General features: G+C 45.5%; 26 protein-coding genes. 2 read left to right on the top strand and 24 right to left on the bottom strand.

The window, feature by feature from the left end; genetic code table 11:
• Positions 1–5: 5 nt before the first annotated feature.
• The 3 genes from NYR53_RS13775 to prmA form a co-directional block, all read right to left on the bottom strand.
• The gene (locus NYR53_RS13775) at positions 6–773 is read right to left on the bottom strand and encodes a 16S rRNA (uracil(1498)-N(3))-methyltransferase (protein WP_261305698.1); all 768 of its coding nucleotides are present in this window, start codon (positions 771–773) and stop codon (positions 6–8) included.
• Between the two features lie 108 nt (positions 774–881).
• On the bottom strand, positions 882–1,553 hold the full coding sequence (locus NYR53_RS13770; RefSeq protein WP_261305697.1) for a site-2 protease family protein: 672 nt from the start codon (positions 1,551–1,553) through the stop codon (positions 882–884).
• Positions 1,554–1,561: 8 nt separating this feature from the next.
• Positions 1,562–2,536: a 50S ribosomal protein L11 methyltransferase gene (gene prmA, locus NYR53_RS13765; RefSeq protein ID WP_261305696.1), complete on the bottom strand. Its 975-nt coding sequence runs from the start codon at positions 2,534–2,536 to the stop codon at positions 1,562–1,564.
• 236 nt (positions 2,537–2,772) lie between these two features.
• Here prmA and NYR53_RS13760 point away from each other — a divergent pair, with 236 nt between their 5' ends.
• Positions 2,773–3,579, top strand: a complete 807-nt coding sequence (locus NYR53_RS13760) for a glycerophosphodiester phosphodiesterase (protein ID WP_261305695.1) — start codon at positions 2,773–2,775, stop codon at positions 3,577–3,579.
• A 69-nt stretch (positions 3,580–3,648) separates the two neighbouring features.
• Here the strand turns inward: NYR53_RS13760 and NYR53_RS13755 are convergent, their stop codons facing one another.
• From NYR53_RS13755 to gpr, 20 genes are all read right to left on the bottom strand, one after another.
• Positions 3,649–4,020: a hypothetical protein gene (locus NYR53_RS13755; protein ID WP_261305694.1), complete on the bottom strand. Its 372-nt coding sequence runs from the start codon at positions 4,018–4,020 to the stop codon at positions 3,649–3,651.
• Positions 4,020–4,169: a YfhD family protein gene (locus NYR53_RS13750; RefSeq protein WP_261305693.1), complete on the bottom strand. Its 150-nt coding sequence runs from the start codon at positions 4,167–4,169 to the stop codon at positions 4,020–4,022. Before NYR53_RS13750 ends, NYR53_RS13755 begins: the two co-directional genes overlap by 1 nt.
• Positions 4,170–4,253: 84 nt before the next feature.
• On the bottom strand, positions 4,254–5,027 hold the full coding sequence (locus tag NYR53_RS13745) for a hypothetical protein (RefSeq protein ID WP_261305692.1): 774 nt from the start codon (positions 5,025–5,027) through the stop codon (positions 4,254–4,256).
• Between the two features lie 10 nt (positions 5,028–5,037).
• Complete coding sequence (locus tag NYR53_RS13740) at positions 5,038–6,252, bottom strand: ABC transporter permease (protein WP_261305691.1); 1,215 nt, start codon at positions 6,250–6,252, stop codon at positions 5,038–5,040.
• Positions 6,249–6,926 carry an ABC transporter ATP-binding protein gene (locus NYR53_RS13735; protein WP_261305690.1) on the bottom strand — a complete coding sequence of 226 codons (678 nt, stop codon included), beginning with the start codon at positions 6,924–6,926 and terminating at the stop codon, positions 6,249–6,251. The genes NYR53_RS13740 and NYR53_RS13735 overlap by 4 nt, the downstream gene beginning before the upstream one ends.
• An 85-nt stretch (positions 6,927–7,011) precedes the next feature.
• Complete coding sequence (locus NYR53_RS13730) at positions 7,012–8,748, bottom strand: alkaline phosphatase (protein WP_261305689.1); 1,737 nt, start codon at positions 8,746–8,748, stop codon at positions 7,012–7,014.
• A gap of 219 nt (positions 8,749–8,967) precedes the next feature.
• Entirely contained in the window at positions 8,968–10,083 is a 1,116-nt protein-coding gene (gene dnaJ, locus NYR53_RS13725) for a molecular chaperone DnaJ (RefSeq protein WP_261305688.1), read from the bottom strand.
• 150 nt (positions 10,084–10,233) lie between these two features.
• Positions 10,234–12,072: a molecular chaperone DnaK gene (gene dnaK / locus NYR53_RS13720; RefSeq protein ID WP_261305687.1), complete on the bottom strand. Its 1,839-nt coding sequence runs from the start codon at positions 12,070–12,072 to the stop codon at positions 10,234–10,236.
• Positions 12,073–12,139: 67 nt separating this feature from the next.
• Entirely contained in the window at positions 12,140–12,724 is a 585-nt protein-coding gene (gene grpE / locus NYR53_RS13715) for a nucleotide exchange factor GrpE (protein ID WP_261305686.1), read from the bottom strand.
• Positions 12,725–12,784: 60 nt separating this feature from the next.
• On the bottom strand, positions 12,785–14,326 hold the full coding sequence (locus NYR53_RS13710; protein WP_261305685.1) for a TCP-1/cpn60 chaperonin family protein: 1,542 nt from the start codon (positions 14,324–14,326) through the stop codon (positions 12,785–12,787).
• Entirely contained in the window at positions 14,323–15,351 is a 1,029-nt protein-coding gene (gene hrcA, locus NYR53_RS13705) for a heat-inducible transcriptional repressor HrcA (protein WP_029193542.1), read from the bottom strand. Before hrcA ends, NYR53_RS13710 begins: the two co-directional genes overlap by 4 nt.
• 111 nt (positions 15,352–15,462) lie before the next feature.
• Positions 15,463–15,942 carry an N-acetyltransferase gene (locus NYR53_RS13700; RefSeq protein WP_261306361.1) on the bottom strand — a complete coding sequence of 160 codons (480 nt, stop codon included), beginning with the start codon at positions 15,940–15,942 and terminating at the stop codon, positions 15,463–15,465.
• A 163-nt stretch (positions 15,943–16,105) separates the two neighbouring features.
• On the bottom strand, positions 16,106–17,257 hold the full coding sequence (gene hemW, locus NYR53_RS13695) for a radical SAM family heme chaperone HemW (RefSeq protein ID WP_261305684.1): 1,152 nt from the start codon (positions 17,255–17,257) through the stop codon (positions 16,106–16,108).
• A 189-nt stretch (positions 17,258–17,446) separates the two neighbouring features.
• Positions 17,447–19,261, bottom strand: coding sequence for a translation elongation factor 4 (gene lepA / locus NYR53_RS13690; RefSeq protein ID WP_261305683.1), 1,815 nt, complete (start codon positions 19,259–19,261; stop codon positions 17,447–17,449).
• Positions 19,262–19,335: 74 nt separating this feature from the next.
• Positions 19,336–19,731 (bottom strand): DUF3679 domain-containing protein, encoded by a 396-nt coding sequence (locus tag NYR53_RS13685; RefSeq protein ID WP_261305682.1) that lies wholly within the window; start codon positions 19,729–19,731, stop codon positions 19,336–19,338.
• Between the two features lie 120 nt (positions 19,732–19,851).
• Complete coding sequence (gene spoIIP / locus NYR53_RS13680) at positions 19,852–21,081, bottom strand: stage II sporulation protein P (protein WP_261305681.1); 1,230 nt, start codon at positions 21,079–21,081, stop codon at positions 19,852–19,854.
• 329 nt (positions 21,082–21,410) lie between these two features.
• The gene (locus tag NYR53_RS13675; RefSeq protein ID WP_261305680.1) at positions 21,411–21,566 is read right to left on the bottom strand and encodes a hypothetical protein; all 156 of its coding nucleotides are present in this window, start codon (positions 21,564–21,566) and stop codon (positions 21,411–21,413) included.
• The gene (locus tag NYR53_RS13670) at positions 21,550–22,527 is read right to left on the bottom strand and encodes a TIR domain-containing protein (RefSeq protein ID WP_261305679.1); all 978 of its coding nucleotides are present in this window, start codon (positions 22,525–22,527) and stop codon (positions 21,550–21,552) included. Before NYR53_RS13670 ends, NYR53_RS13675 begins: the two co-directional genes overlap by 17 nt.
• Complete coding sequence (locus NYR53_RS13665) at positions 22,524–22,997, bottom strand: nucleotide-binding protein (protein ID WP_052228179.1); 474 nt, start codon at positions 22,995–22,997, stop codon at positions 22,524–22,526. Before NYR53_RS13665 ends, NYR53_RS13670 begins: the two co-directional genes overlap by 4 nt.
• A gap of 135 nt (positions 22,998–23,132) precedes the next feature.
• The gene (gene gpr, locus NYR53_RS13660) at positions 23,133–24,131 is read right to left on the bottom strand and encodes a GPR endopeptidase (RefSeq protein ID WP_261305678.1); all 999 of its coding nucleotides are present in this window, start codon (positions 24,129–24,131) and stop codon (positions 23,133–23,135) included.
• A gap of 289 nt (positions 24,132–24,420) precedes the next feature.
• Here gpr and rpsT point away from each other — a divergent pair, with 289 nt between their 5' ends.
• Positions 24,421–24,672 (top strand): 30S ribosomal protein S20, encoded by a 252-nt coding sequence (gene rpsT / locus NYR53_RS13655; protein WP_261305677.1) that lies wholly within the window; start codon positions 24,421–24,423, stop codon positions 24,670–24,672.
• A gap of 89 nt (positions 24,673–24,761) precedes the next feature.
• Here the strand turns inward: rpsT and holA are convergent, their stop codons facing one another.
• Positions 24,762–25,781, bottom strand: a complete 1,020-nt coding sequence (gene holA / locus NYR53_RS13650) for a DNA polymerase III subunit delta (RefSeq protein ID WP_261305676.1) — start codon at positions 25,779–25,781, stop codon at positions 24,762–24,764.
• Positions 25,782–25,943: the final 162 nt, after the last annotated feature.

Raw genomic sequence — 25,943 nt, 5'->3', positions numbered from 1 at the left:
AACGCTTATCCTCCCATCTCTCCGGTTTCATAGAAAAGACACGTAAGACCTACCATTGCGGCAGTCTCCGTGCGTAAAATACGTGCACCCAGCGACACGGAAGCGAAGCCAGCCTCTTCAGCCTGCTTAATTTCCTGTTCTGTAAAACCACCTTCAGGGCCAACCGCAATCAGCACGTGTTTCCCTGGTCCCAATTTACCGGCACCTTGCGCTCGCTGAATAGCAGGCTTTAATTGCTGACCATCTTCCTTCTCATAACAAATCCAAGCGACATCCGCTTCCTTCGCCTGCTGCAGCAGCTGCTTCCAAGAATACACGGATTCTACTTGCGGCACACGATTTCGGTGAGCTTGCTCTGCCGCTTCCTTGGCAATCTTCTGCCAACGTTCGGTACGCTTTGCTTCTTTCTTTGCATCATACTGCACAATTGTACGTTCTGATAAAAAAGGAAGAAACCGGGCTGCCCCGATCTCGGTCCCTTTTTGAATAATAAGTTCCATCTTATCGCCTTTAGGCAAGCTCTGTGCAATCCACACCTGAACAGCCGCTTCAGCATCCATAGGCAGCTCTTCCACGATTTCCGCGGTCGCATGCCCTTTATCCAGCTCCGAAATACGAGCGAGCACTTCACGGTCTACGCCATTACTGCAAATAATCTGGTCTCCAATATCTGCTCGCATGACTCGAATCAGATGATGTGCGTCGTCTCCCTCAATGGTGACTGTCATTGTAGCTTCGTGAAACTGTTCAGGCGGGAGAAAATAACGCTGCATAGTCTAAGCCTCTCTATCTTCGTTCATTTCGATATTGAAGTGAAACTTCCACTCACCATCATACCTTTTTTAGTCGTGGAAATCTACATTGGGTTGAATTTGGAATCGTTACATCCCTAAGATCCAGCTAATAGGCGTTGAGAATAAACGGATGATATCATTCCCCAAACTTAAGTACGGATCTAAAGTCACTTGTCGTAAAGGTCTTACAAATACAACTAACAAGAAAATAACCGATGCCCATTGTTCAAACTTTTGCAGCGATTCCGTGTATTTCAAATCCACTAGATCTTGAATAATTCGATAACCGTCTAAAGGCGGAATCGGAATTAAGTTGAACAGGAACAAGGTAAGATTCGTATTGATCATTAATTTCAAAAAGATAAGTATTGCACTAGCGCTTCCCTTGGACATTCCTTCTAACCAACCATATTTCTGGAATAAAGCAAATACAAATAAACTGATAAAGGCAAGAATCAAGTTACTTAACGGCCCCGCCGCGGTCACGATAATTCCCATCAATCGGGGATTTTTGAAATTCCCACGATTCACAGGCACAGGCTTCGCCCAACCAAATCCAGCGATTAACAACATAATCGTACCGAACAGATCCAAATGAACCATCGGATTTAAGGAAACCCTGCCGAACTGATAAGCCGTAGAATCTCCTAATTTATAGGCGCTATACGCATGAGCAAATTCATGAATCGTAAAAGAAAGAACGAGGACTAGAATAACAAACGGCAATGTACTCCAGTCATAAAACAATAATCCTCCCATGTGGACACCTACAGCTTTCTAGCTACGATTACAACCCAATTCGAATCATAGTTTTTCTCTACGATCGTAAATTTGGCTGCAATTAGTGCTTTTTCTACATCTGCTTCCTTGTTTGTAATAATCCCCGAGGTAATATAGTACCCACCTTGCTGCAAGACTTCATACACATCGTCAACGAAAAGAACAATGACTTCTGCCAAAATATTCGCAACAACCAACTGCACAGGGATAGTGACACCAAGCTGAGCAGCGTCTTCCGTTTCACTTTCTTTCAGTACACCGAGTAAATCACTAAGTTTAACGGTAATCTTATCTTCGAGTTGGTTCTGCCTTGTGTTATCAAGCGCACTCGTCACAGCTACCGGATCCAAATCGACAGCCAGCACATGCTTGGCACCTAGCTTCGCAGCCGCAATCGAGAGAATACCGGAACCCGTTCCCACATCAATAACATCGTCACCAGGCCTCAGTACCTTTTCTAGTGTTTTCAAACAAAGAGACGTTGTCGCATGTGTACCTGTACCGAAAGCCATCCCTGGATCAAGCTCCAAGATCAATTCATCAGGCGAAGCCGTATACTCTTCCCATGTTGGTTTAATCGTCAAACGGTCAGACACACGAATAGGTTTAAAATATTGCTTCCAAGCATGCGCCCAATCCTCATCGTCTACTTCTACTAATTCAAATGTTGGATTTCCAGTGTCAATATCGAACTCTTTAAGCTGCTCAACAGATTCCTTCAGGTTAGCCATGATGGGCTCCATATCAGTGCCATGATAGAAGTAGCCTTTAATGACGGCTCTTCCTTCTGGGATATCGTTAAAAGGTGTTTCGTACAATTGACCAAACGAGGTATCTCTCTCTTTGTTTAAGGTCCCTGATTCTTCAATGGAAACGCCCCCGGCGCCCAGTTCATGAACAAAGTTCGTAATCATTTCTATTGCTTCTTCTGTCGTATGTACAGTTAATTCCTGCCAAAGCATCGGTATTGCTCCTCCTGTCGGTTATCACTTACAAATAAACCAAGCCGTAATCGGCTATTTAGGCTATTTTCACATTGATTATTGTACTACACTTCGCTTCTTGGGTAAAATGGCGCCCACCATGTAAGCGCTCTAAAAAGTTTTATTTCCTAACAACTTCCTAATACCTTCATGATAAATTGAAAAAGTAGACAGCATCAAGTCAGCCATAATTCATACATAGAACGGAGTTTCCTATGCTCAAAACACTTTATTTCTTGCTTGTTTTCCTATCTATTGAGTTGGTAGCCCCATTCACAACAACGCCTCTGCTTGCAGATAACTATAGCCAAGTTACGGCACATCGCGGCAGTTCCGCTATCACGCCAGAGAATACGCTGCGTTCCTTTCGTCAAGCCATCATCGATCGAGCAGGCATTGCTGAACTAGATGTCCAAGAGACAGCCGACGGAGTCGTCATGGTTATGCACGATGACAATGCCTTCCGTACAACAGGAATTAACAAAAATATGTGGGAAGTCACATCATCAGAGCTAATGGAGGCAAGCGCAGGCAGCTGGTTTAGCCCGGAATTTCAAAATGAGCGAGTGCCAACGCTGGAGGAAGTACTCAGATTAGCCAAAGATCATATAAAGCTGAATATAGAAATGAAAAATAACGGCCACGGTAAGCTGCTCGCAGAAAAAACTGTCGATCTTATTCAATCACACGGTTTTGAGAAGGAATGCACGGTGACTTCATTTGATGACAAGCTGCTTCATACTGTAAAAAAGCTCAATCCACTGATCAAAACCGGCCTTATCGTGGGGCAAAAAACGGAAAACATTGAAAGCATCATGAAGAATTCTGATTTCGATGTTATTTCTGTGGCATATCCCCTCGTAACTGAATCATTCATGAAGCTTGCCGAGACACATCAGAAGAAAGTTTATGTATGGACGGTCAATCAACCGACGATCATGAAGCAGATGCTTGCTCTCGGCGTATCCAGTATTATTACGGACCATCCAGACCAACTTGTTGAAATCATGAGTGGGCCATAAGCACTTTCCTATATAAAAAAAGCATCTGTACATAAAGGCATTAGCCTTTTGATCAGATGCTTTTTATGCTTACATAGTTCCGCCAGCGCTTTGAATGACACGTACCGCCTGCTCATACACGGCATCGTCGACGACAGCAGCCAGTATAATGTCAATTCCCGTTACACCGCCACCTCCACCGTCGCTTAAACCGCTTGCCGCTGGATCTGCTGCAATCAAAATCCCTTCATCCGGCGTAGACACATGTGCCGCCTGGGTTAACGAAGCCAAGCTTCCAAAATCTCCTGCATAAGGATTCATCACGGATTGCAGCCCGCTGCCTGCATATCTGCCGAATCGATCTACCTGAACATCGATAGCACGCAGTGCTTTCAGCTTGGACGCTGCTCCTTCTGCTTGCTCCGGTGAATGAAAATAGGCGAGAATATTTTTCTCCGCCATTACTGTTCTTCCTGTCTGTAATCCGCCGCTTGCGCTCTCTCAGCTGCTTCGAAATCATCGGCATCCGCAACCTCAGCTGCAAATTCTACATCCTCATTTTTTACAACTGGTAATTCGCTTTGTTGCTTCTGGTTTTGCTTCGGACTCATCTTTGAACCTCCTAAAGCTGTCGTAGTAAAATCCAGTTTTTAGTTTGCCTTAGAGAGTCATTATTATACAATAGACGGAAGAATTTATTCCTTTATTTTCTCAAATGAAGCATCGTAAAGTCGGAACATTGTCTTGTAGCCCGATTCATCAAGTTTGACTCCTACATCCAACTTACCTGTGATGAGCAGCGGACCAGAGGTATATCGCAGCTTCACATTGTCTGGGACAAAGACGATCATGATTTTATTCCAATACGTTTCATCGCCATTATCAAATGGACATTCTGCGCCAGGCTTAGGAATTAATAGAAACCAGTGCTTATCAAAGGAAAGTACCTCACCCATAAAGCCTTTGATTTGTACGGTTTTGCCGCTCATATCCCAAAATTTCTCAGAGGGTTTATCCTGCTTATCATTATCAAAAAACTGCGTCCAGTTGATTTCATTCGATAAACTCGCAGGCTTCTTCTTGGCATTGGCCTGATCTTCTAACTGCTTGGTCTCAACTTTAGGTGTTGCTGCAGTTGCCCCTGCCTCAACGGAAGCAGGTTGCTCCGACACTTTGGGAGAAGGTAGCGAGGTTGGCTTATTATCTTTAGTAGTAGTGGAGGCAGCTGCTTCCTTTTCCGGCTTCGGCGTCAAGGATGGAACTGCTGCTTCAGGTGTTTCTGAAACAGCAGGTTTACTGACGGCCGGAGTTTCCTGGGGACTCGGACTGTTAGATGGGCCGGCAGATGAGGTCGTTATTTGGGACGCATTGCCGAATGACTGACCTGCTGGCTCCGTTTTCTTTTGACCACAGCCTGATAAGACTATTGCAAATATGCTGAGTCCTATGATAAATTGCCTTATTTTCATACTGACCACCTCAAGACTTAAATAATTGTAAAGGGTCCACGCGATAAGCTTGAATTGCGGGTCCTACGGACGCTAAAACACCGATCAACAAAGTTCCCACGACGAGTAGACCTTCCCCCGGCATGAAATGCCATGTTTGAATTTGTAAGCCTGAGTATTCGAATACAGCTTCGCGGCTTAAATATCCTCCGGCATGACCTACCAATATACCGCATATCAGTCCAATGAGGGTCAAGAGAATTCCTTCACCGATCAGAGAAACCCAAATGAATCTCTTTGATTTTCCAATGAGACGTAGTAAACCAACATCTTTTTTACGCTCATTTACAGCGGCAATCAAAGAGAGCAAAATTGAACCTGCGGCAAGCAAAATGCAAATAACAGTTACAACACTCAGCGCTTGTGTTCCTTTATCTACAACATTCACGACATCAGCAACTGCTTTACTTGTATAGATCGCCTGAACATTGCTAATTTGACCGAACTTCGTTTTAATCGACTGCGCACCCAACAGTGACTTTGGTTTGACCAAAATCGTTGTAACTTCCTTGTTATCCCCTTGCTGACTCTCGTGAACAGCCCATGCATAATCAAGTGTTGTGAAGACAGCTCGATCATCTGAAGTCATCAGAGGAGGCAAAATGCCCACAACGGTGTAGGTGAAACTGTGATGGTGATCATGTTCATCCGCTGCATCCCCGTCCTCATCGTCATCAGTACCTTGAACCAGTCCATGTGCGCCTTGAAACTTATCTCCAACATGAAGCCCTAGCGAATTAGCTACATTTGCACCAACTATGGTATCGCCAAGCTTATCGTATAATTTCCCTTGTGCCATTTGCTTATCGGCCCCATAGCGAGTGACGAAATATTCGGGTTCCATTCCGACAATCGGAAAACCGTTATAGTTATCACCAGTCGTCATTGCGTAAGCACGATCAACAAACTCATCTTTGCGCACATCTTCCAGCAGCTTATATGGAACATTGCCTGTCGGAGCGCCGATATGATAATACGTGTTCAGAGCCAGCTGAGAGGCACTTCCCTTTGCGCCAATCGTCACTTCAAAAGGACCATATCCTTTCTCCGCGCCTTGTTCAATCCCATTACTACAAAGAAGTAGGAAGACAACAAGAGCGACCGTCACAGCAACGGAGAAAATCGTGAGAAGAGAAAGCGTTTTGCGGTGAAGAACATTATGCCACAATAAGGTGATTAATTTCATACCGCTTCTCTCCTCGGAAGTTCATTGATATCCTGAATATGAACCCGTGTAGGATACATATCTGCTAAATGCAAATCATGCGTGACGGTCAACAATGTCAGCTTTTCCGCTTCACATATATCCAGCAGCAGGGACATGATATCTCCCGCAGTTTCCCAATCCAGGCTGCCTGTAGGCTCATCAGCCAATATAAGCTGCGGCTTCGCTATGATGGCGCGTATTATCGCAGCCCTTTGCTGCTGACCGCGAGAGAGTTCGGAAGGCAGATGATGCTGACGATCCTTCAGTCCGACTCGTTCAAACCAATAGTCTACCTGATCTTTGGTCTGCTTCTTCGTCCAGTCTTGTGGAACAATAAGTTCCACATTTTGTTTGGCAGTTAAAGATGAAATCAAGTGAAAATCTTGAAAAATGTAGCCTACATGATCGGCTCTATAACGATCTCGTTTGCTTTCCGAATACGTATGGAGCGGCAGACCGCTTACCCAAATTTCACCTTGATCAGGCTGCATCACACCGCTGAGCAAATGCAGCAGCGTGCTTTTCCCACTTCCACTTGGCCCTAGTAGAGCTAATCTATCCCCTTGCTGGACCTGCCACTTAGAAACACTCAAAATGGGCAAGCTTTTTCCGTGAATTGTAAAAGACTTAGATATCCCCTTTATCTCGATCATAACTGTCCTCCAAGTTCCATTGGTCTAAAATAGGAAAAGAGGACAAGGGTAGTGTTATCCCCTGTCCATTCTTTTACCTGATCTGCTAGTTTTTCAAAATTCGCTCGCTAGCGGAATCCCATGTAAAGCTTTTGCCTGTCAACTTATTGAATGCTTCTAAAGGCAGATACAACTTACCATTGTCCACATTGCCTACCAATGCGCTTGCTGCACCATTTTCGGTAATGGCGCCAGTTTCAACTAGAACCGATATTTGCTGACTATCTTTAGCAAGAACAACCGTTTTCGTTTTCTCGTCCCAAGTTACTTTGATGTCTAATGATTCAGCAAGGGATCTTGCTGTAAACAATGTTTTATTATCACGAGTTACTTTGAAAAGCGGGTATAAATATTTATCTTGCAGTTCTTTCGTCGCTGCAGTCAGATCAGCACCAATCACTTTAGCGCCACTTTTGGCAACGTCCGTGTTATCGATATCGCCTTTTACAAGGGAAGCGATCGGACCGTAAGCCCATACGCCTACGTCAACACCAGTATGGCCATGCCCTGTCCAGCCAACAGCCAGACGTTTGGAAACAACTGCGTTGTAACCGCCGCCGCGACCGTAAGATGAACCGTCGCCTTTAAGAATAAGGGCAACTTCGTCATCGGACAAATCCATGAAACCTATGTTATCCGCAACAATTTTACGAACATCTTCAGCCGTTTGTGCTGTTTTCAAAATCGCGTCCAAATACTCATAGGAATGTTTTTCTTTATTAAATAGATCCACATTCAGTTCATAAACGTTGTCTCTAGCAAGGGACAAACCACCTGTTTCATGGTCAGCCGTTACAACAACGGATGTATTGCCGTCTTTTTTTGCGAAATCAACTAATGTTTTGAAAGTAGCGTCAAGCTCGAGCGTCTCTTGAATATTGGCAGGAAGATCATTCGCATGACCAGCATGATCGATACGGCCTTGTTCTACCATCAGCACGAAACCATTTTTATTTTGGGATAAAATATCGAGTGCTTTTTGAGTCAATTGTGGCAAGTTAGGCGTTTTATCATCACGATCAAGCACATAAGGAATTTCATTAAGTGCAAAAAGTCCAAGAGCATTACCAGCAGTTGCAGGAATTGCATCTAATCCAGCTTTATCATAAGCTGTTTTATAGCCTTTCGCTTCAAACTCAGGAATGATGTTTTTGTCGGTACGCTTACCTTTCTCATCCTTCGTAATGAAGTTTGTTTTACCACCACCAAAGAATACATTCACACCGCTAGTCAGGTACTGGGAAGCAATGGCATTTTGATTGCTGCGTTGACGAACGTGGGAAGCCCACACAGCTGGTGTTGCTCCAACAATACTATCTGTTGTTACTAAACCAGTTGCTTTCCCTTGCTTAATAGCTGCTTCAACAACTGAACCAAATGGCTTCGCAACATCACCGTTTGACACGCTGATCGCATTATTGTACGTTTTATTTCCTGTCGAGAAGGCAGTTCCTGCAGCTGCTGAGTCAGTTACCGCTCCGGATTCTGATGTGTAAGGGCCTGCTTGCGAATAAGTCGTTGCTTTCCCCACATAATAACCGCCATCCAGCTCTAAACGATCTTTATTTAAAAACTTTTTGGAGTAATACCTTGCTGCCGTTACTTCTGCCGGACCCATGCCGTCGCCGATAAGGACAATCAAATTCTTGGATTGCGCCGTTGTCGTAGGTGTTGCAGGCGTTGTAGTTGTAGTATCAGCAGCCGATGCCGCCCCCGCTACGCTTACTGCCAATAAAGAAATGCTTAAACCGGAACCCATGATTTGTTTTAGACTTTTTTTCAAGTTGTATTCCCTCCAAAAATAGTATCTCACCTAACCTAGTATAAGAATTAGAGATTAAGAGGAGGTTATAGAAACATCTGCGCTATGTAAAATATTCAATTAATTATTTGCTAAATGTTAACAAAACAACACAAAATAAAAACACTCCACCAGATGCTTTTAACAGATTGTGATCTGCTAAAATCTCCCAGTGGAGTGTTTCCATATTCTTTTAAAATACTAATCGCCTAAGAAAGCTCTTTTCATACGCTCGAAAATGGACTGATTCTGCTCGTGCGTATTCTCGCCGCTTTGTTTACCGAATTGACGGAGCAAATCTTTTTGTTCTTCGCTCAGGTTCGTCGGCGTCATCACGATCACTTTCACGTGCTGATCCCCTTGACCGAATCCGCGAAGGTGAGGAACTCCTTTACCTTTTAAGCGGAAATACGTATCGGTCTGCGTACCTGCAGGAATTTTGAGTTTAACCTTTTCAGTTAACGTTGGAATCTCGATCTCATCACCTAACGCTGCCTGCATGAAGGTTAATGGAACTTCACAGTAAACGTCATTGCCTTCACGTTCGAAGAATTCGTGTGTTTTCACACGAATAACGACGTAAAGGTCGCCCGCAGGGCCTCCGCGAGTTCCGCCTTCACCTTCGCCGGAGACACGCAATTGTGCGCCATCATCAACACCAGCAGGAATCTTGATGTGAATGGTACGCTGTTTTTTCACCTTGCCAGCGCCATGACACGTTCCGCATTTTTCTTTGATGATTTTCCCTTGACCATTACAAACCGTACATACACGACGGTTAACAATACGGCCAAACGCTGTATTCTGTACGACTTCCTGCTGCCCGCTGCCTTGACAACCGCCGCAAGTTTCCGGCTTCGTACCTGGCTTAGCACCTGATCCGTTACACGTATCACAATTTTCAGTTCGAGGAATATGGATATCGGTCTCTTTCCCGAAAATCGCTTCTTTGAACTCAATCGTCATTGTGTATTGCAAATCGTTCCCGCGCTGCGGAGCATTCGGATTACGACGATTTCCACCGCCGCCACCGCCAAAGAACATATCAAAAATATCCCCAAAGCCGCCGCTGAAGTCTTGGCCGCCCATACCTTGGTTAGGATCTACATGACCAAAGCGATCATATTGGGCTTTTTTCTGATCATCGCTCAAAACATCATATGCGTCTTTCGCTTCTTTGAATTTATCTTCCGCATCTGCGGCTTTGTTCACGTCAGGGTGATACTGACGAGCCATTTTACGGTAAGCCTTCTTAATTTCATCTTGCGATGCATCTTTGCCTAGCCCAAGCACCTCATAATAATCACGTTTACTCATTGTTCCACTCCCATGTTCAAGACTACAAACGGAAAGTCAAAGCCACGGAGAACCTCCTGTTGGCTTTGACTCATACGTTTTCATTCAAATAAGTGTTTAAAAAATGGCTTTCAAAGTCAACTTTTTAAACTTCATCTCAATAGGATATGATTATTTTTTAGGTTCGTCAACAACTTCGTAGTCAGCGTCGACAACATTTTCTCTGCCTTTAGGGGCTTCGCCAGCGCCAGCCGCGCCTTCAGCACCTTGTGCAGCAGAAGCTTGCTCATACAATTTCACGGAAAGTTGTTGAATAACTTCAGTCAACTCTTCTGTTGCTTTTTTGATCGCTTCGAGTTCGTTTCCAGCTAGAGCAGCTGTCACTTTCTCTTTCGCAGCATTCGCTTTGTCGATCTCGCCTTGGTCTACTTTGTCACCAAGATCTTTGATCGTTTTGTCAACGGAATATACCAATTGATCCGCTTCGTTGCGAGCTTCTACAAGCTCTTTACGGATACGGTCTTCTTCGGCATGAGCTTCCGCGTCTTTCACCATTTGTTCAACTTCCGCATCGCTTAAGCCGCTGGAAGAAGTGATGGTGATTTTTTGGCTTTTACCTGTACCTTTATCGAGAGCAGACACGTTAACGATACCGTTCGCATCGATGTCAAAGCTAACTTCGATTTGTGGAACGCCGCGTGGAGCCGGAGGAATATCACCAAGCATGAAACGGCCAAGTGTTTTGTTCCCGCTAGCCATCGAACGCTCACCTTGAAGTACGTGAATCTCAACGCTAGTTTGGTTATCTGCGTAAGTGGAGTACACTTGTGATTTCGTTGTAGGGATCGTTGTATTACGGTCGATCATTTTCGTGAATACGCCACCCGCTGTTTCGATACCCAGGGAAAGAGGAGTTACGTCAAGAAGTACGACGTCTTTCACTTCACCTGTCAATACGCCCGCTTGAACAGCAGCGCCAAGAGCAACAACTTCATCTGGGTTAACGCCTTTATGAGGCTCTTTACCCGTCAATTTTTTGATAGCATCAACAACCGCTGGGATACGCGTGGATCCACCGACAAGAACAACTTTGTCGATTTGGCTAGTAGACAAACCGGAATCTTGCAGTGCTTGACGAGTTGGTCCAAGTGTTCTTTCAACAAGATGAGCGGAAAGCTCTTCGAACTTCGCACGAGTTAGGTTCAACTCCAAATGCTGAGGAACGCCGTCAGCTACAGTAATGAACGGCAGGGAAACCGTTGTTGTCAGAACGCCGGAAAGCTCTTTTTTCGCTTTTTCAGCTGCATCTTTCAAACGTTGTACCGCTGCTTTATCTTTGGAAAGGTCGATGCCTTGCTCTTTTTTGAATTCAGCTACGAGGTAATCGATGATGACTTGGTCGAAGTCGTCGCCGCCAAGCTTGTTGTCTCCACTTGTCGCTTTAACTTCAAAGAAACCATCGCCTAATTCAAGGATAGATACGTCAAATGTACCGCCACCAAGGTCATAAACGAGAATTGTTTGATCTTCTGTTTTTTCCAAACCGTAAGCTAGAGCTGCTGCAGTTGGTTCATTGACGATACGAAGAACTTCAAGACCGGCAATTTTACCAGCATCTTTTGTAGCTTGACGTTGGCTGTCATTGAAATAAGCTGGAACCGTAATAACGGCTTGTGTTACGGTTTGACCAAGGTAAGCTTCAGCATCAGCTTTCAGCTTTTGCAGAATAATCGCTGAGATTTCTTGTGGCGTGTAGTCTTTGCCATCGATGTGTTCTTTGTGGTTAGTACCAATGTGACGTTTGATCGAGCTAATTGTTTTGTCTGGGTTTGTGATGGCTTGACGCTTTGCTGTTTCACCAACAACGCGCTCGCCATCTTTCTTAAAACCAACTACAGAAGGGGTTGTACGGTTACCCTCCGGGTTAGGAATTACGACGGCTTCGCCGCCTTCCATTACGGCAACGCAAGAATTTGTTGTACCTAAGTCAATACCAATTACTTTACTCATGTAAAGCTGCCTCCTTTTGCTCCTATGGAACATTTCGTTTATTTGAAGTTGAGAAAAATAAGATCTCTTACACGCTAACTTTGACCATAGCTGGTCGGATGACTTTATCTTTGAGAATGTAGCCTTTTTGCAGTTCTTCTACCACGATACCTTCTTCGTGTTCCTCGGATTCAACCTGCATAACCGCTTGGTGGAATTCAGGATTGAACGGTTGACCTACAGAATCGATCGGTTTAAGTCCTTCTGCTGTTAGCAGTTGATCGATACCGCGATACGTCATATCCAAGCCTTTCACCAAAGCGTCGAAATCCTTCGTCTCTTTGCTTGAAGACAGCGCGCGATCGAAGTTATCTACAATCGGTAAAAGCTGTTCAATCAATTTAAGCGAAGCGTATTTCGCGAAATCTTCTTTCTCCGCTCTAGCGCGGCGTCGGAAGTTGTCGAAGTCCGCTTGAACGCGTAATAAACGCTGATAGTTTTCTTCTGCTTGCACACGCGCCGTTTCCAACTCGCTTACTTCTTTGGTTTCTTCAGAAACCTCCGCTTGCGAATCTTGGTCTACCGCTTCTTGCTGTTCAGCGGCTTGTTCGCCTTCGGCTGCGTATGTAGTGTTCACGTCTTGCTCGGCTGTTTTGTTATCTCCAGTACTCAATTGTCCTTCACCTCCTAAAAATAATACATCATAATCTCTCTGACGTCAGTTTGCCCATCTTTAGGCTTCTTCAAAAGGCTGCTTCATCTTAATAACCGTATGAATACGCAGCACAGCGGCAGCGACTTCTCCAGCCGCTTGCAGTGCGTGAATTTTCACATCAGCTGGATCCACAATGCCTGCTTCTAAGAAGTCAGTCACTTGTCCGGTATCGCAATCGATACCGAGACTGTCGGTTTCCATTGCAATCTGTGCGGCTTTCAGCTCTTCAACCTTCTCGAGCGGATTGTACCCCGCATTGACGACAATCTGGGCCACCGGCTTGCGAAGTGCCCCTGCGACAGCGGCAACACCGAAGCCTTCCATGCCCTTCATCGTCTCGCGGACACGCTCGAGATCATGGGCGACCGCCATCTCCGCGGCGCCGCCTCCGGGCAAGTACCCGCCGCGGACGGCGGCTTGAACGGCTGACGCTGCGTCCTTCGCGATGCGCGAGCGCTCATGCGCCGCTTCGCGTGTCGCGGCGCCAACGATCACGGTCACGTGCTGCTGCCCGTGACCTTGCGCTACGCGCACGCGCTCCAGCCGCTCGTCGTACGCGGCATAGCCCGCGTGCCCGAGGGCGGCGCCGAGCTCCGGCGCGCTCTTGCGCAGTGCCGTGCGCCGCACCGGCCTAGCGCCGGTATGCTCGCTGAGCAGCTGCATGTCCCTGCGGGACAGCCGCTGCAGCACGAGAATGCCATGGTCGGAGCAGAACTGCTCCGCCTCGGGGTCAACCCCGCGGTCTGATGCGATCAGACCGACGCCAAGCTCCAGCAGCAAGCCTAAGCTGCTGCGGAACTGCTCCCGCAGCTGCATGTAGCGCTGGAAGCCTGCCTCGGTAACCAGCGCTTCTTCGCTGACCGCCTCAGGCTCCAAGGCATCATGCAGCACGAGGATTCGAGCATCTCGCTGCTCATGCTCCAGATGCAGGTTCATCGGCTTCTGATTCAGCAGAATGCCGGTCCATACCTCGCTGCTCGCTTCTTCGTGGGCGAGCACGCTGTCCGCGAAGCGATAGCCGTCTTCGCGAAGCTTCGCCTCGCCGACCGCTTCGGCTGCCTGAACGATGAGCTTTGCGATATCCGCTTGCTCCCTGCCGGCTGTGATAGCAATGCGCTTCAGCGCGCTATCATCTAAGCCGACAATCGCGCGGCTGCGGTTCTGTAAGCTCGTGACCGCCAGCTCGATGCCTTGCAGCATACCGCTGACGACCTTCGCAACCGGTACGCCGCGCGTCACCTGAGCGACGCCTTCTTGCACTAATGCTCCGGCAAGAACCGTTGCCGTCGTTGTCCCGTCGCCGATTTGGCGTTGCTGGCTGCGTGCGACCTGAATCATCAACCTGGCCGCGGGATGGGTGACGTCCATTTTTTCCAAAATAGTTACGCCATCATTGGTAATGATAACTTCACCCTGCCCGCCAACCAACATGGTATCGAGACCCTTGGGTCCAAGCGTCCCCTCGACTGCCGAACAAATCGCTCTTACAGCAGCAGCATTGTTGACCAGCGTAGAGTAACGTTCCTCACCCTCGCTATGAACTGTTTTCATTCCGCTCATTTGCCATACCAACGCCCAAGAACGACTTCGAGATGCTTCGACAAATGCTCCATTAAGCTAATAACCCTGCCGTATTCCATTCGGGTTGGCCCCAAAATCCCTATCGTTCCAAGAGGCTTATCACCGATCGAATAGGAGGCCGTAATTAAGCTGCAATTATTGATAGCTTCAATACTATTTTCAGCACCAATTTTGATCTCAATGCCTTCATTTGCCGAAGTAAACAATTTGATAAGGGTTGGTGCTTCTTCCAATAGATCAAAAATGCTCTTGACCTTGTCAACATCCTTGAACTCGGGCTGGGTCAACATATTCGTCATACCGCTTAGGAAGACGCGATCCTTCTCATTGCTTTGAAGCACGCTTTCCACAACCGCAAGAAGCTCTTGATACCCATTCACATATTTGCTTAACTCGCTCGAAATTTCATTATAAAGCCTAGATTTAAACTCAATCAACGGGACATTTTTAAGCTTTGCATTCAGAATATTAACGACCTTCTCGATCTCAGACATCCGTATGCCTTCAGGAATGGAAACTGTTTTATTCTCCACATGACCCGTATTCATAACAATAATGGCTACGGCTGTCGTCTCTGTAAGCGGGATAATCTGTAGGTGTTTCAGCGTTGTACTGAATACCTCAGGACCCAGCACGATCGATGTATAATTCGTAAGACTGGAGAGCATTCCCGCAACATGCTGGATCACACCTTCCATCTCTTGAATGCGTTCAGCAAAAGCACCCTTCATGGAGTCCAAATCGTTATTATGCAAGGTACCGTGTTGCAGCAAATGATCGACATAATAGCGATATCCTTTGTGCGAGGGTATACGGCCTGCGGACGTATGGGGCTGCTCCAAATAACCCATTTCTTCGAGATCAGACATCTCGTTACGGATCGTCGCCGGACTGAACCCGACATTGCCCCGCTTCGAAATACTTCGCGAACCAATTGGCTCTGCTGAACGAACATAATCATCAATGATAGCACTTAAAATCATGCGCTGACGCTCCGTCAACATAAGGTACCCCTCCTCTTCACAAATCACTATTTGCCGCTTTCGTTAGCACTCGTATTTAGTGAGTGCTAAATCCTAATACAAAAATAACAGACCCTAAGGTCTGTTGTCAAGTCAATCCAAACGTTTAAGTACGGCGATTTCGTCGCAGCAATACTGTTTTTTGCAATGCATACAATCTTTCCAAACCTTCTCTGGAAAAATCTCTTTGGGCACGAGGGTAAAGCCGTTTTTTTGAAAAAACGCGACTTCATACGTGAGCGCCATCACTTTAATAATTCCTTGACTCCTTGCCTCTTCAACTAAGAAGTTCACAAGTTTCCCGCCAATTCCTTGTCCCTTGTAGCCCGGGGTCATCCCAAGTGAGCGAATCTCAACAAGATCAGGCCCAAGCCGTGTGAGGGAGCCGCAGCCAATCAGCAAGCCATCCGATTCAGCGACAACGAAAGTGTCAATCTGCTCCTCCAGCATCTCTTTGCTCCGCGGCAGCATAATCCCCTGTTTGGCATAGCCTTGTATAATATCATACAGCTTCTCAATATCGCTTATCGAAGCTTTTCTAACGGACACTGTAGTTGATAGATTCACTGTCATCCCACCAATCGCAACAAAAATGCATAAAACCCACGCTAGCGCCACTACGGCTTTGCCGCTGATTCGCTTGTGGATTACTGTATAAATATACAATAATCCGTATATTTGCACAAGAGTTTTTTGCATCAAATTTGTTTCAAAACAGGTCCTCTATGTTACCCAACTAAGCAAGGAACGAAGCAAAAACCTCGTTGCCAAGCAGGATGCCATGTTTGGACAATCGATACCCATCTGGCGTTTGTTCAAGCAGCTGTTTTCGCAGCCAGCCATTTAAGGTTTCCCCGAATTGTGATTCGATATTGATTCCGAATTGATCGATGAAATCTGCGTTCCGCACACCTTCCAGCAAACGCAAACCAACCATCATGAAGTCTTCCATAGCTTCCTGCCGCGTTACCTCAAATTGTTCCATGATCGGTAAGCCTACTTTGGAAGCATCGATATAAGGTTGAATTCCCTTCACATTCACATGACGCTGGCCATTCATGTATCCATGAGCCCCTGCACCAAGTCCATAGTAGGAACGATTGCGCCAGTACATCGTGTTATGCCTGCTCTCTCGACCCGGTTTAGCAAAGTTGCTGATTTCATATTGCTTATAACCCGCTGCTTCTAGCCTCTTCATGATGAGTTCGTACATATCAACTTCTTCATCTTCACTTGGAAGAGGCAGTTGATTCTTATTGAATAATGTGTGAAACAACGTATTCTCTTCTACTTTTAAGCTATAGATGGAGTAATGCTGCAGATCCAGAGATAAGGCCTCATCTAACGTAGCCTGCATAATATCCACGGTTTGTTTGGGAAGTCCGAACATCAAGTCAATAGAAAGGTTATCGAAACCTAGCTTTTTGGCATTTGCGATGCTTCTATGCACGTCATCTGTATTATGAATGCGCCCAATCGCAGCAAGCAAATCATTATTGAAAGATTGCACACCGAAACTAATCCGATTAACGCCGCCTTCTTTCATAACGGCAAGCTTATCTTCATCCGTCGTTCCTGGGTTTGCTTCCATGGAAAACTCAACTTCTGCGCTATCTGCCGGAAAATACGTACGAACCATGCGCAGAAACCGCTCCATTTGATCAGGAAGCAGCACAGTTGGTGTTCCCCCGCCCACGAAAATCGTTTCCACCTTGCTCGGTGGATTATTTCTAACCGTAAGTTCCATCTCGCGCTCAAGCGCATCCAGATACTCCATGACAGGTTGGCCTTTGAGTACATAAGAGTTGAAATCGCAATAATGGCATTTGTTTGTGCAAAAAGGGATATGAATATACACAGCGGTTGGGGCCGTATAGGTTACTAACATAGGGGTATTTCCTTTCTAACTAGGATAAACAACTCCGCCGGTCTCAGGGGCGGGCGGTTTGTCAAGGTTGACGCAAAGCAAAGTACAAAACTTTTACTTAGTATCAACTAAGAAAAAGCCAAGGGGCAGAGTTACTCTGCCACCCCGGCTTCTCATTCATTTCCATCTATTCTTCGATTTCATTACAAGCTATTCGTCGATTTTGAGAACAGCCATGAACGCTTCTTGTGGCACTTCTACGCTGCCGACTTGCTTCATGCGTTTCTTACCTTCTTTTTGCTTATCAAGGAGCTTACGCTTCCTTGAAATGTCACCGCCGTAACATTTGGCGAGTACGTTTTTACGCATCGCTTTAACCGTCTCACGCGCCACGATCTTTTGCCCAATCGCCGCTTGAATCGGCACTTCGAACATTTGCCGCGGAATCAGTTCCTTCAGCTTATCACAAATGATTTTGCCACGATGATACGCGGTATCACGATGAACGATGAAGGAGAGAGCATCTACTTGCTCTGAATTCAAAAGAATGTCCATTTTCACGAGATTCGATTTCTTATAGCCGGATACTTCATAGTCAAATGAAGCATAGCCCTTGGTTCTTGATTTCAACATATCGAAGAAATCATAAACGATCTCGGATAACGGGATTTCGTACGTTAATGTCACACGATTGGTATCCAGATATTCCATATTCAAATATTCACCGCGTTTGCCTTGGCAAAGCTCCATAATCGTTCCTACATAATCATTCGGAACAATAACTGATGCTTTGACATAAGGCTCTTCAACGAAGTCTATTCGCTGTGGATCTGGATAGTTCGATGGATTATCGATTTCTATCACATCGCCATTCGTTAATGTGATGCGATAGATAACGCTTGGCGCCGTCGTAATTAACGGAATATTGAACTCACGCTCAATCCGCTCCTGAATAATTTCCATGTGCAGCAGACCTAAGAATCCGCATCGGAAGCCAAAACCTAAAGCCGTCGATGTTTCCGGTTCAAAACGCAGGGAAGCATCATTTAGCTCCAGCTTCTGCAAAGCTTCACGCAGATCGTTGTAATCCGTCGTTTCAATCGGATATAGTCCGCAGAACACCATCGGGTTGATCCGACGGTAGCCTGGCAGCGCTTCAGGTGACGGGCGATCCGCTTCAGTCACGGTATCCCCTACACGTGTATCGCCAACATTCTTGATACCCGCAACGATGAAGCCTACATCTCCAACTTCGAGGGAAGGTACAGAGGACATTCTAGGTTTGAATGCTCCTACCTCAATAACCTCAAACACCTTATTGGTTGCCATCATCTTGATTTTGGAGCCCGCTTTAATCGAACCATCAACGACACGCACATATACGATTACACCTTTGTAGCTATCGTAATGAGAATCGAAGATCAATGCTTTGAGCGGGTTGTCCGGATTTCCTTGCGGAGCCGGTACTTTCTCACAAATTTGCTCGATGATCTCTTTAATCCCAATACCGGCTTTCGCTGAAGCATGGACAGCCTCGCTGGCATCTAGTCCGATAACGTCCTCGATTTCCTGCTTTACTTTATCAGGATCAGCACTAGGCAGATCAATTTTATTGATAACAGGTAAAATTTCTAAATTATTTTCCAATGCCAGGTACACGTTAGCAAGCGTTTGCGCTTCGATACCTTGTGCAGCGTCTACAACTAGCAGAGCGCCTTCACAAGCAGCAAGACTTCGGGATACTTCATATGTAAAGTCTACATGTCCCGGTGTATCAATTAAATTAAGAATATAATCGATGCCATTGTCGGCACGATAAGCTAATCTAACCGCCTGAAGTTTAATCGTAATTCCGCGTTCCCGCTCCAGATCCATCTGATCGAGAACTTGCTCCTGCATCTCACGCGTTGATAATGCGCCCGTGTATTCCAATATACGGTCGGCAAGTGTTGACTTACCATGATCGATGTGAGCGATAATTGAAAAGTTGCGAATTCTTTGTTGTCTTTCTCGAATGTCCGTCATGCTAAAGACTAACCCCCACTACATGCAAATAATTTTCATTATAGCAGTTGTGGGAAGTTGCAGCAATGTACCCCTTAACCTTTCCCTAAGATGGCATCAAACAAGGACACGAATAACTTAATTCCGTGATGCGATGCAATCTGCAGAAAGTCCCCTAATTTATTCCCAACATGATTTAATGAATTATCGTGATCAGCAACAGGTTCCGCCTTTTTTTCAGCTTGCGGTTTCACGATAGTATTAGCTTTCGCTGCTGCGTCTGCTTTGGGAGATGGCGTTGGTGACGTCTTAACTTGTGCTACATTTCCAGTTGGCGTTTTGACAGCAGGCTCCTGCGAAGCTTTAGAGGATGGCTGAGGTCCTTGTATACGATCCATACCGCTCGACGCCAAGCTGACTCCGAATAAAATACAGAACAATAACAAGAGTCCAAACAAGCCTACTTTCACATAAAAATGCCTCAGCCTCATTTTGAGATCCTCCTTAGAGTTTTCGTAAGAAAACTGACTTCGAAAGCATATACTTAGAGTTTTCGTAAGAAAACTGACTTCGCAAGCACTTGCTGAGTTTTGCCTTAGCAAAGCTGGCTTTTACGACTGTTTAGGGGTTACAACCGGTGCATCCACTTTCTTCGCGTTCAAAATGACCTCTGAAATTGCATCTGCCAACCAATCTGTTGTTCGATAGCACTCTTCGAGTGAATTGTATGGACCGCCGACCTCAATCAATATATTATTTGGCGAAAAGTTCTGATTATATAATCCGTTGCCTTCACTGGCTTCTTTCGCATGAATGCCTTTGGAAATGCCGGGATGCTTGGCTTCTAACGCCTGATGAATCTTGCTCGCGAATTCCTCGTTCTTTTTCCAATTCGGATTTTTACCTCCGATGATGAAATACACCTGGGCATAATCTTTGCCGTCGAAGGTTGCGGTCGTTTTACTACGCGCAGCGGAATCCCGATGAATATCGAAATAGTATTGCAAATCCGGATGGGAAGCAGCAGCTTCCTGTAGCGTTTTCAAGGAATATTTGTAGGAGTACGGGTATTCGAAATTTTTGACAGTACTCGGGTAGACCGTTTTGGAATGTACAGCACCAATGCCGTCCTTCTCCAAATTTTGAGCTAATCTTTGACCTACGGAAATGATATTCACCTTATCACTATAAGCCTTGTCAGGATCCGTAACACCTTTTAACTCCGGCAAAAAAGACTCATTGCTATGCGTTTGATAAATGAAAGCTATATTATCCCCGGCCGTTCTAGGCGGTTGTCCTGTTGGATTTGTAATCGGGGCGGCACCACCCACAGGTGAAGGTTCTGGTGATGGAGATGGCTGAGGATTTTTCGCCTCTGCCTCTAGATCCTGGGAGCTTGGATTGTAATCAATAGGATCACTGGGATTCGTATCGCTCCCTTTTACCAAGACCGTCGTTTTATTTACATCCATACCTGGAACTTCACTAGCTACGAGACTTTTGGGATCGCTGGGATTAATGTCCGTCATGAACTGAAAAGCGAAATGAAACACATTATGCTGAGAAAATGTAAATTTCTTCTGATCTTTATGTAGATGAGGCACTTCCATGCCCAGCATATCGATAAAAAATTGATTCGTGACGGATGCAGCCAAACTCTTCATGGATGAAACTGGCGAAGTTGTAATGACTCTATTCTGCAGGAATCCACCTACGCCAATAAGAACAAATAAAGCTAAGGTGCCGAAACTGAGTATAAAAAATGTTTTCCCGACGGAACTTGCGCTCTGAAACGTTTTCCGAACATGGCTGAGATTCAAAGTAGCTGATGTCCATTTCATAGTTTGATTCCTCCTAATCTATCTTACTTTAATCTATGAAACGAGCTCCTTCGATAGAACCCAAATCACTAGAATTTTTCTGATAGAGGGAAAAAGAAACGCAAATAAACCTGAGCCACAGCTCAGGTTCTAGCCTCATTAAAAAGGAGGCGTCGATAAAACATTCGCTCCATTCGAGCATCCGACGCCGCTATCAAGTCACTTCCACGCGCTCCCCGCACTTTAGCGATATATAATCCGCGGCGGCCCAATAAATAAAGGATAAGCTTCTCTTACCAAAGCAAATAAAAAAGAACCCTCACAGGGTTCTTAGGTTTAATCTCAAACGGCTACGCGAGGGATTCGAAATCGAATGACCCTTTGGCCACAATCGTTACTCCGCTTGTTTTATTCAGAACAGTGGGTCCGTTATATAATTTGAGCAGCGTCTTGTCACTCTGTTTATGTTTATTGTCTGTGGTTGGTCGGTTACGAACTTTCTTCATGTGCTTCAGCATAAATAATCCTTCCTTTCACAATGGATTTGAGTGAAGACACGAGCTTCGCATTTCTTTCCGATAACTCCATCATGACTTGATGAGATTTAAGCGCAGGAATATCCGTCCTAGTTTTGAAATGGATGGATGAAACAATGGTCGGATGCAGCTTAATGCAGTAAATGTATTCAAACTCGCCATCTTCTTTATCCTTGGCTTGCCCCAGGTAGATGTTCGTATCCTTGCCCCGGTAACATTCGGCTAGATAGCTAGTTGGGTCATTGACGTTGAAACTGTGGTTGTTGCTAACCTGACCGGCACGGCCAAACTGCTGCAAGGTGACACCATCCTCGAGAAGCTCAAAGAGCGTTGCCGCTGTCACTTCTTGAAGCTCAATTATACCACAATTGGTATCAAATGTCTTATGGAATTTATCCAATACACGGTCATAATCCACACTAGAAACACTAAGCGAATCTAAGGCGTCGAACAAAAAACTGCGTATCGCATCATTTTTTTTCATATCGGATAACTTGTAACGATTCTTAAGAACACCAATACTATGCTTTATCGGATAGAGGTGAGGACCAGCTAACTCCGCGATACCTGTAACGGCCAGATGATCATCGATTCTCAGTGGATTGTAACCCTCCAGATACTCAGGCAGTTCACAATCCTTAGACATCACGATGAACGTGCGGCTGTGGCCCAATTCTCCGATACAAAGCCCTATCAATACAAGTATATTCCCGTAAACCAATGGATCATGACAATCCGCATGCGTGATAATAAGCAGGGCAAAGTCCGTCTCTTCGATGTGCTTTTTTAGCATTTTCAATTTATGGTTGGACGCCGTAAGCACTCCCTGATTAATAACCGTAACCTCAGATGAAGAGGACAACTGCGCTTGATAGAATTCAGCCCATAGCGAACTTGCGAGGGAGCAGCCAATGAATATCTTTGGTTTCATTTCTCTCTTAGCCCTAACTCTTTGAGCATTTGCTTCACGACGAAAGTTGCCGGTCCTAGGCCAGCCATTAGCCCAGAGGAATGATTTGCATCATAGGTAAGTGGGGTTAAGCCGATTAAATCGGAGGCAATATGTAATTTTTCTTTTTCCGGAATTAGAAAATATGTTCGTTCTAGACCTATTTGTCCAATAAATAGACCTAGTTCCAAAATAACATTGTCACGTACGGTGCTAACCAATGAATCTCTCAAAAGCGTCAAATCATTAGGTTGAAAGACAAAGATAGCAAAATCACTAGACTTCGCCTGCTTAATAAGCGGAGCCAAGGTTGTATGTGAAGGAGGGAAAAGCAATTGACTCCAAACCGTTACATCAAATGAAAAATGGAGATTAGACTGCAAAGCCTCTGCTACTTCAACGCTTTCAGCAGATGACCCTATGAATAGCTTCGCTTTATGTGCGCTGCTCAACAGAACCACGTCCTCATTTAAGTTGATCGTCCCTTATTTCGACGCCCCCCTCCTTATTCCTTCCAAATTACGTAAAAAAGCACAAAAAGAAAGAACTGCATCCACCCATCTAGCGGACTCAGTTCTTAAAATCAATCAATGCGTATAGGCCGCCACATTATCAACACCTACAGCATCGTGCAAGGCAGCATTTAAGCCACTTGCAATAATATTGGCGATGTCTTCAATAAACTGGTCGATTTCCTTCGGCGTGACAAGTAGATCGTGTCCTACGGGGTTTAGCACCTCTTTAACTAGCTGCAACCGCTCATCCTCGTGGATATTGTCAAGAAGCCCTAGAATCTGCCCTGTGTTGCTCGTTTGCTGGCTAAAATGCTTATGCATCAAGTCAAAGGCATTATTCACGATGGTCGATGCGTATACTACGGTCGGTACGCCAATAGCTACAACAGGTATGCCAAGGTTTTCTTTGGTCAACCCTTTGCGTTTATTTCCGATGCCTGAACCGGGATGAATGCCCGTATCTGCGATTTGAATGGTTGTATTGACCCGATCTAAGGATCTGGAAGCCAACGCATCAATGGCAATAATGAAATCAGGTTTGGACTGATCGACAATCCCCTGAACGATGTCACTGCTCTCAATTCCCGTTGTTCCCAGCACTCCTGGCGCTACCGCGCTAACCGCCCGATACCCCGGACTAACATCCTCCGGAACTAGTTCAAAGTAATGACGTGTGACCATCACATTATCCACAACTAAAGGACCGAGCGCATCGGGTGTCACATTGGAGTTGCCTAGACCGATAATAAGCGCTTTTGCATTCTTGGGGATGCCGATTTCACGCAAAAACTGTTCAAACTCTTGAGCCAATTTCGTGGCGACGCGGTCCTGTAATTGACTGTCTTTCTCTCGAAGTGCCGGCACTTCTATCGTTATATAATGTCCGAGAAGCTTACCAAGTGCTTTGGAGCCCTCTTCGTTCAGAACGTTGATCTTGGTAACTCGTATCCCGTTTTCACGCGTTGACTCCTGTTCAATGCCAGGTATCGGTTGCCCCTGATTGGCTGCATGAGCCATATCCCTTGCATCTAACGCAAGATCCGTATGTGTTGTAAAAGAGCCTAAGTCCATTGAAGTTCCCCTTTCTCAAAATATAAGAATTTATATGTTTCACATTATAAGCTTTGCATATTTCTGGGTAAACGCGCCTGTCCTTGGAGAGACAGCTTAGCCGTTATCCTTGGGTGCATTGCATCCCTTATTGTGCTACGATTTACAACCGCTTATACAAAAACAGAGACCACTGAAAACCTATTGACAGGTCTTGCATTTTCAATTATTGCATGGTAGAATACTTAAAGTTGTCAGCAAACATACAAATGTAACGTTGAACGTGTTTTGTAAGTAGGAGGTGAATTTCATGCCAAACATTAAATCCGCTATTAAACGAGTAAAAGTTAGCGAAAAGCGCCGTCTTCGTAACGCTTCCCAAAAGTCCGCTCTGCGTACTGCTGTGAAAGCTTTCGAAACAGCTGTAACCCCTGAAGCTCTAATTAACGCTTCTAAGAAATTAGACAAAGCAGCTTCTAAAGGTTTAATCCATAAAAATGCCGCTAACCGCAAGAAGTCCCGTCTGGCTAAAAAGCTGAACGCTCTTACGGCTCAAGCGTAATAAAACGGACATAAAGCAAAAGTCCAGTTCTCTGTCACAGAGAGCTGGACTTTTTACTGTTCGAAAGGCCGCCCTCCTAGGCAGCAATCCTAAGAAGCTAGCCTAAGAAGGAACAGCTCTAAACCTAACACTTTATCGATTTTCCCCGTTTTCATTTGGAAATCGAGATCCGCAAGCTGCGACATGATCCGGCTTAGCTTCTCAATATCATATTTGCGCGCTTGCCCTTCAGCTACCTTCACGGCAAAGGGATGCAACCCGATCTGTGAAGCCATTTGCTGCTGGGAATAGCCCTGTTTACTTAGCTCCTTCACCTGCAGCATGATGCGGAACTGTCTGGCGATGAGCGCCGCGATCTTGATCGGCTCCTCACGCTGCTTCAGCAGCTCCTCGAGAATAACGAAGGCACGTTCCAGCCTGACATTTACAATGTCCTCTATCAGAATGAAGACGTTCTGTTCTGTACTGCGGGCCACCAATTGATCGATGACATCAACCGATGCTTCCGTACCGACTCCTACATATAAAGAAATCTTCTCAATCTCTGCAGATAAGGATTGCAAATTACCGCCGGTGTATAAGATCAATTGGTCGGCGGCTTCCCCCGTGAACGAAAAACCCAGCTGCTGGGCTTGTTTAGCTACCCATTGCTGCAATTCTTCTGGGCTAAGTGATAAGAAGGGAACCGCTGCTTCGAGGTCCTTGAGCGCTTTCACAATCTTCTTACGCTCGTCCAATTTATCTGCATCTACCGTAAACACCACAACCGTATGTTCCGCTGGAGATTTCAAATAATCCGTCAAACGATCCAAGTGATGTTCAATCTTCGAACTTTCCTTCGCCCCTGTGAAAAACAGCGCATTCTTCGCGATGACCAGCTTCTTAGGAACCATAAAGGGAAGGGTCTCCGCATCCTCCAGCACCGCTGAGAGACTAATCTCGCTTAAATCAAATTTACTTACGGCAAACTCTTTGTGCTCGGGCTCAATGAGCAAATCCGTTAGAACCTGAATAAATTCCCTCATCTTATATTTCTCAGGACCGTAGCACAAATAAACCGGTGCAGGGCGCCCTGCTTGTATATCTTTCAATGCTCTCTTTGCATCCATAGCTAGCGTTCACTCCTTACTTACATTCTACCAACAACAAAGGGATTACGTCAAAGCCCGAAGACCTTGAAGTAATCCCTTTGTTTGTCTATTTAAACACCGGTTAAAGGCTCTAGAAACCTTATACCGTGTGGACAAACCACCAAAGCATTGCCGCTTTCT

The organism is Paenibacillus andongensis, assembly GCF_025369935.1.
Lineage (GTDB): Bacteria > Bacillota > Bacilli > Paenibacillales > NBRC-103111 > Paenibacillus_E > Paenibacillus_E andongensis.
Note: the sequence above shows the minus strand (reverse complement) of the source record. Positions and strands in the feature narration are given on the sequence as shown.

What these genes read in the sequence shown, in the direction of transcription:
- NYR53_RS13775 (WP_261305698.1), bottom strand. Translation starts at nt 773, where the DNA reads ATGCAGCGTTATTTTCTCCCGCCTGAACAGTTTCACGAAGCTACAATG.
- NYR53_RS13770 (WP_261305697.1), bottom strand. Translation starts at nt 1,553, where the DNA reads ATGGGAGGATTATTGTTTTATGACTGGAGTACATTGCCGTTTGTTATT.
- prmA (WP_261305696.1), bottom strand. Translation starts at nt 2,536, where the DNA reads ATGCTTTGGCAGGAATTAACTGTACATACGACAGAAGAAGCAATAGAA.
- NYR53_RS13760 (WP_261305695.1), top strand. Translation starts at nt 2,773, where the DNA reads ATGCTCAAAACACTTTATTTCTTGCTTGTTTTCCTATCTATTGAGTTG.
- NYR53_RS13755 (WP_261305694.1), bottom strand. Translation starts at nt 4,020, where the DNA reads ATGGCGGAGAAAAATATTCTCGCCTATTTTCATTCACCGGAGCAAGCA.
- NYR53_RS13750 (WP_261305693.1), bottom strand. Translation starts at nt 4,169, where the DNA reads ATGAGTCCGAAGCAAAACCAGAAGCAACAAAGCGAATTACCAGTTGTA.
- NYR53_RS13745 (WP_261305692.1), bottom strand. Translation starts at nt 5,027, where the DNA reads ATGAAAATAAGGCAATTTATCATAGGACTCAGCATATTTGCAATAGTC.
- NYR53_RS13740 (WP_261305691.1), bottom strand. Translation starts at nt 6,252, where the DNA reads ATGAAATTAATCACCTTATTGTGGCATAATGTTCTTCACCGCAAAACG.
- NYR53_RS13735 (WP_261305690.1), bottom strand. Translation starts at nt 6,926, where the DNA reads ATGATCGAGATAAAGGGGATATCTAAGTCTTTTACAATTCACGGAAAA.
- dnaJ (WP_261305688.1), bottom strand. Translation starts at nt 10,083, where the DNA reads ATGAGTAAACGTGATTATTATGAGGTGCTTGGGCTAGGCAAAGATGCA.
- dnaK (WP_261305687.1), bottom strand. Translation starts at nt 12,072, where the DNA reads ATGAGTAAAGTAATTGGTATTGACTTAGGTACAACAAATTCTTGCGTT.
- NYR53_RS13710 (WP_261305685.1), bottom strand. Translation starts at nt 14,326, where the DNA reads ATGAGCGGAATGAAAACAGTTCATAGCGAGGGTGAGGAACGTTACTCT.
- hrcA (WP_029193542.1), bottom strand. Translation starts at nt 15,351, where the DNA reads ATGTTGACGGAGCGTCAGCGCATGATTTTAAGTGCTATCATTGATGAT.
- NYR53_RS13700 (WP_261306361.1), bottom strand. Translation starts at nt 15,942, where the DNA reads ATGACAGTGAATCTATCAACTACAGTGTCCGTTAGAAAAGCTTCGATA.
- hemW (WP_261305684.1), bottom strand. Translation starts at nt 17,257, where the DNA reads ATGTTAGTAACCTATACGGCCCCAACCGCTGTGTATATTCATATCCCT.
- lepA (WP_261305683.1), bottom strand. Translation starts at nt 19,261, where the DNA reads ATGACGGACATTCGAGAAAGACAACAAAGAATTCGCAACTTTTCAATT.
- NYR53_RS13685 (WP_261305682.1), bottom strand. Translation starts at nt 19,731, where the DNA reads ATGAGGCTGAGGCATTTTTATGTGAAAGTAGGCTTGTTTGGACTCTTG.
- spoIIP (WP_261305681.1), bottom strand. Translation starts at nt 21,081, where the DNA reads ATGAAATGGACATCAGCTACTTTGAATCTCAGCCATGTTCGGAAAACG.
- NYR53_RS13675 (WP_261305680.1), bottom strand. Translation starts at nt 21,566, where the DNA reads ATGAAGAAAGTTCGTAACCGACCAACCACAGACAATAAACATAAACAG.
- NYR53_RS13670 (WP_261305679.1), bottom strand. Translation starts at nt 22,527, where the DNA reads ATGAAACCAAAGATATTCATTGGCTGCTCCCTCGCAAGTTCGCTATGG.
- gpr (WP_261305678.1), bottom strand. Translation starts at nt 24,131, where the DNA reads ATGGACTTAGGCTCTTTTACAACACATACGGATCTTGCGTTAGATGCA.
- rpsT (WP_261305677.1), top strand. Translation starts at nt 24,421, where the DNA reads ATGCCAAACATTAAATCCGCTATTAAACGAGTAAAAGTTAGCGAAAAG.
- holA (WP_261305676.1), bottom strand. Translation starts at nt 25,781, where the DNA reads ATGGATGCAAAGAGAGCATTGAAAGATATACAAGCAGGGCGCCCTGCA.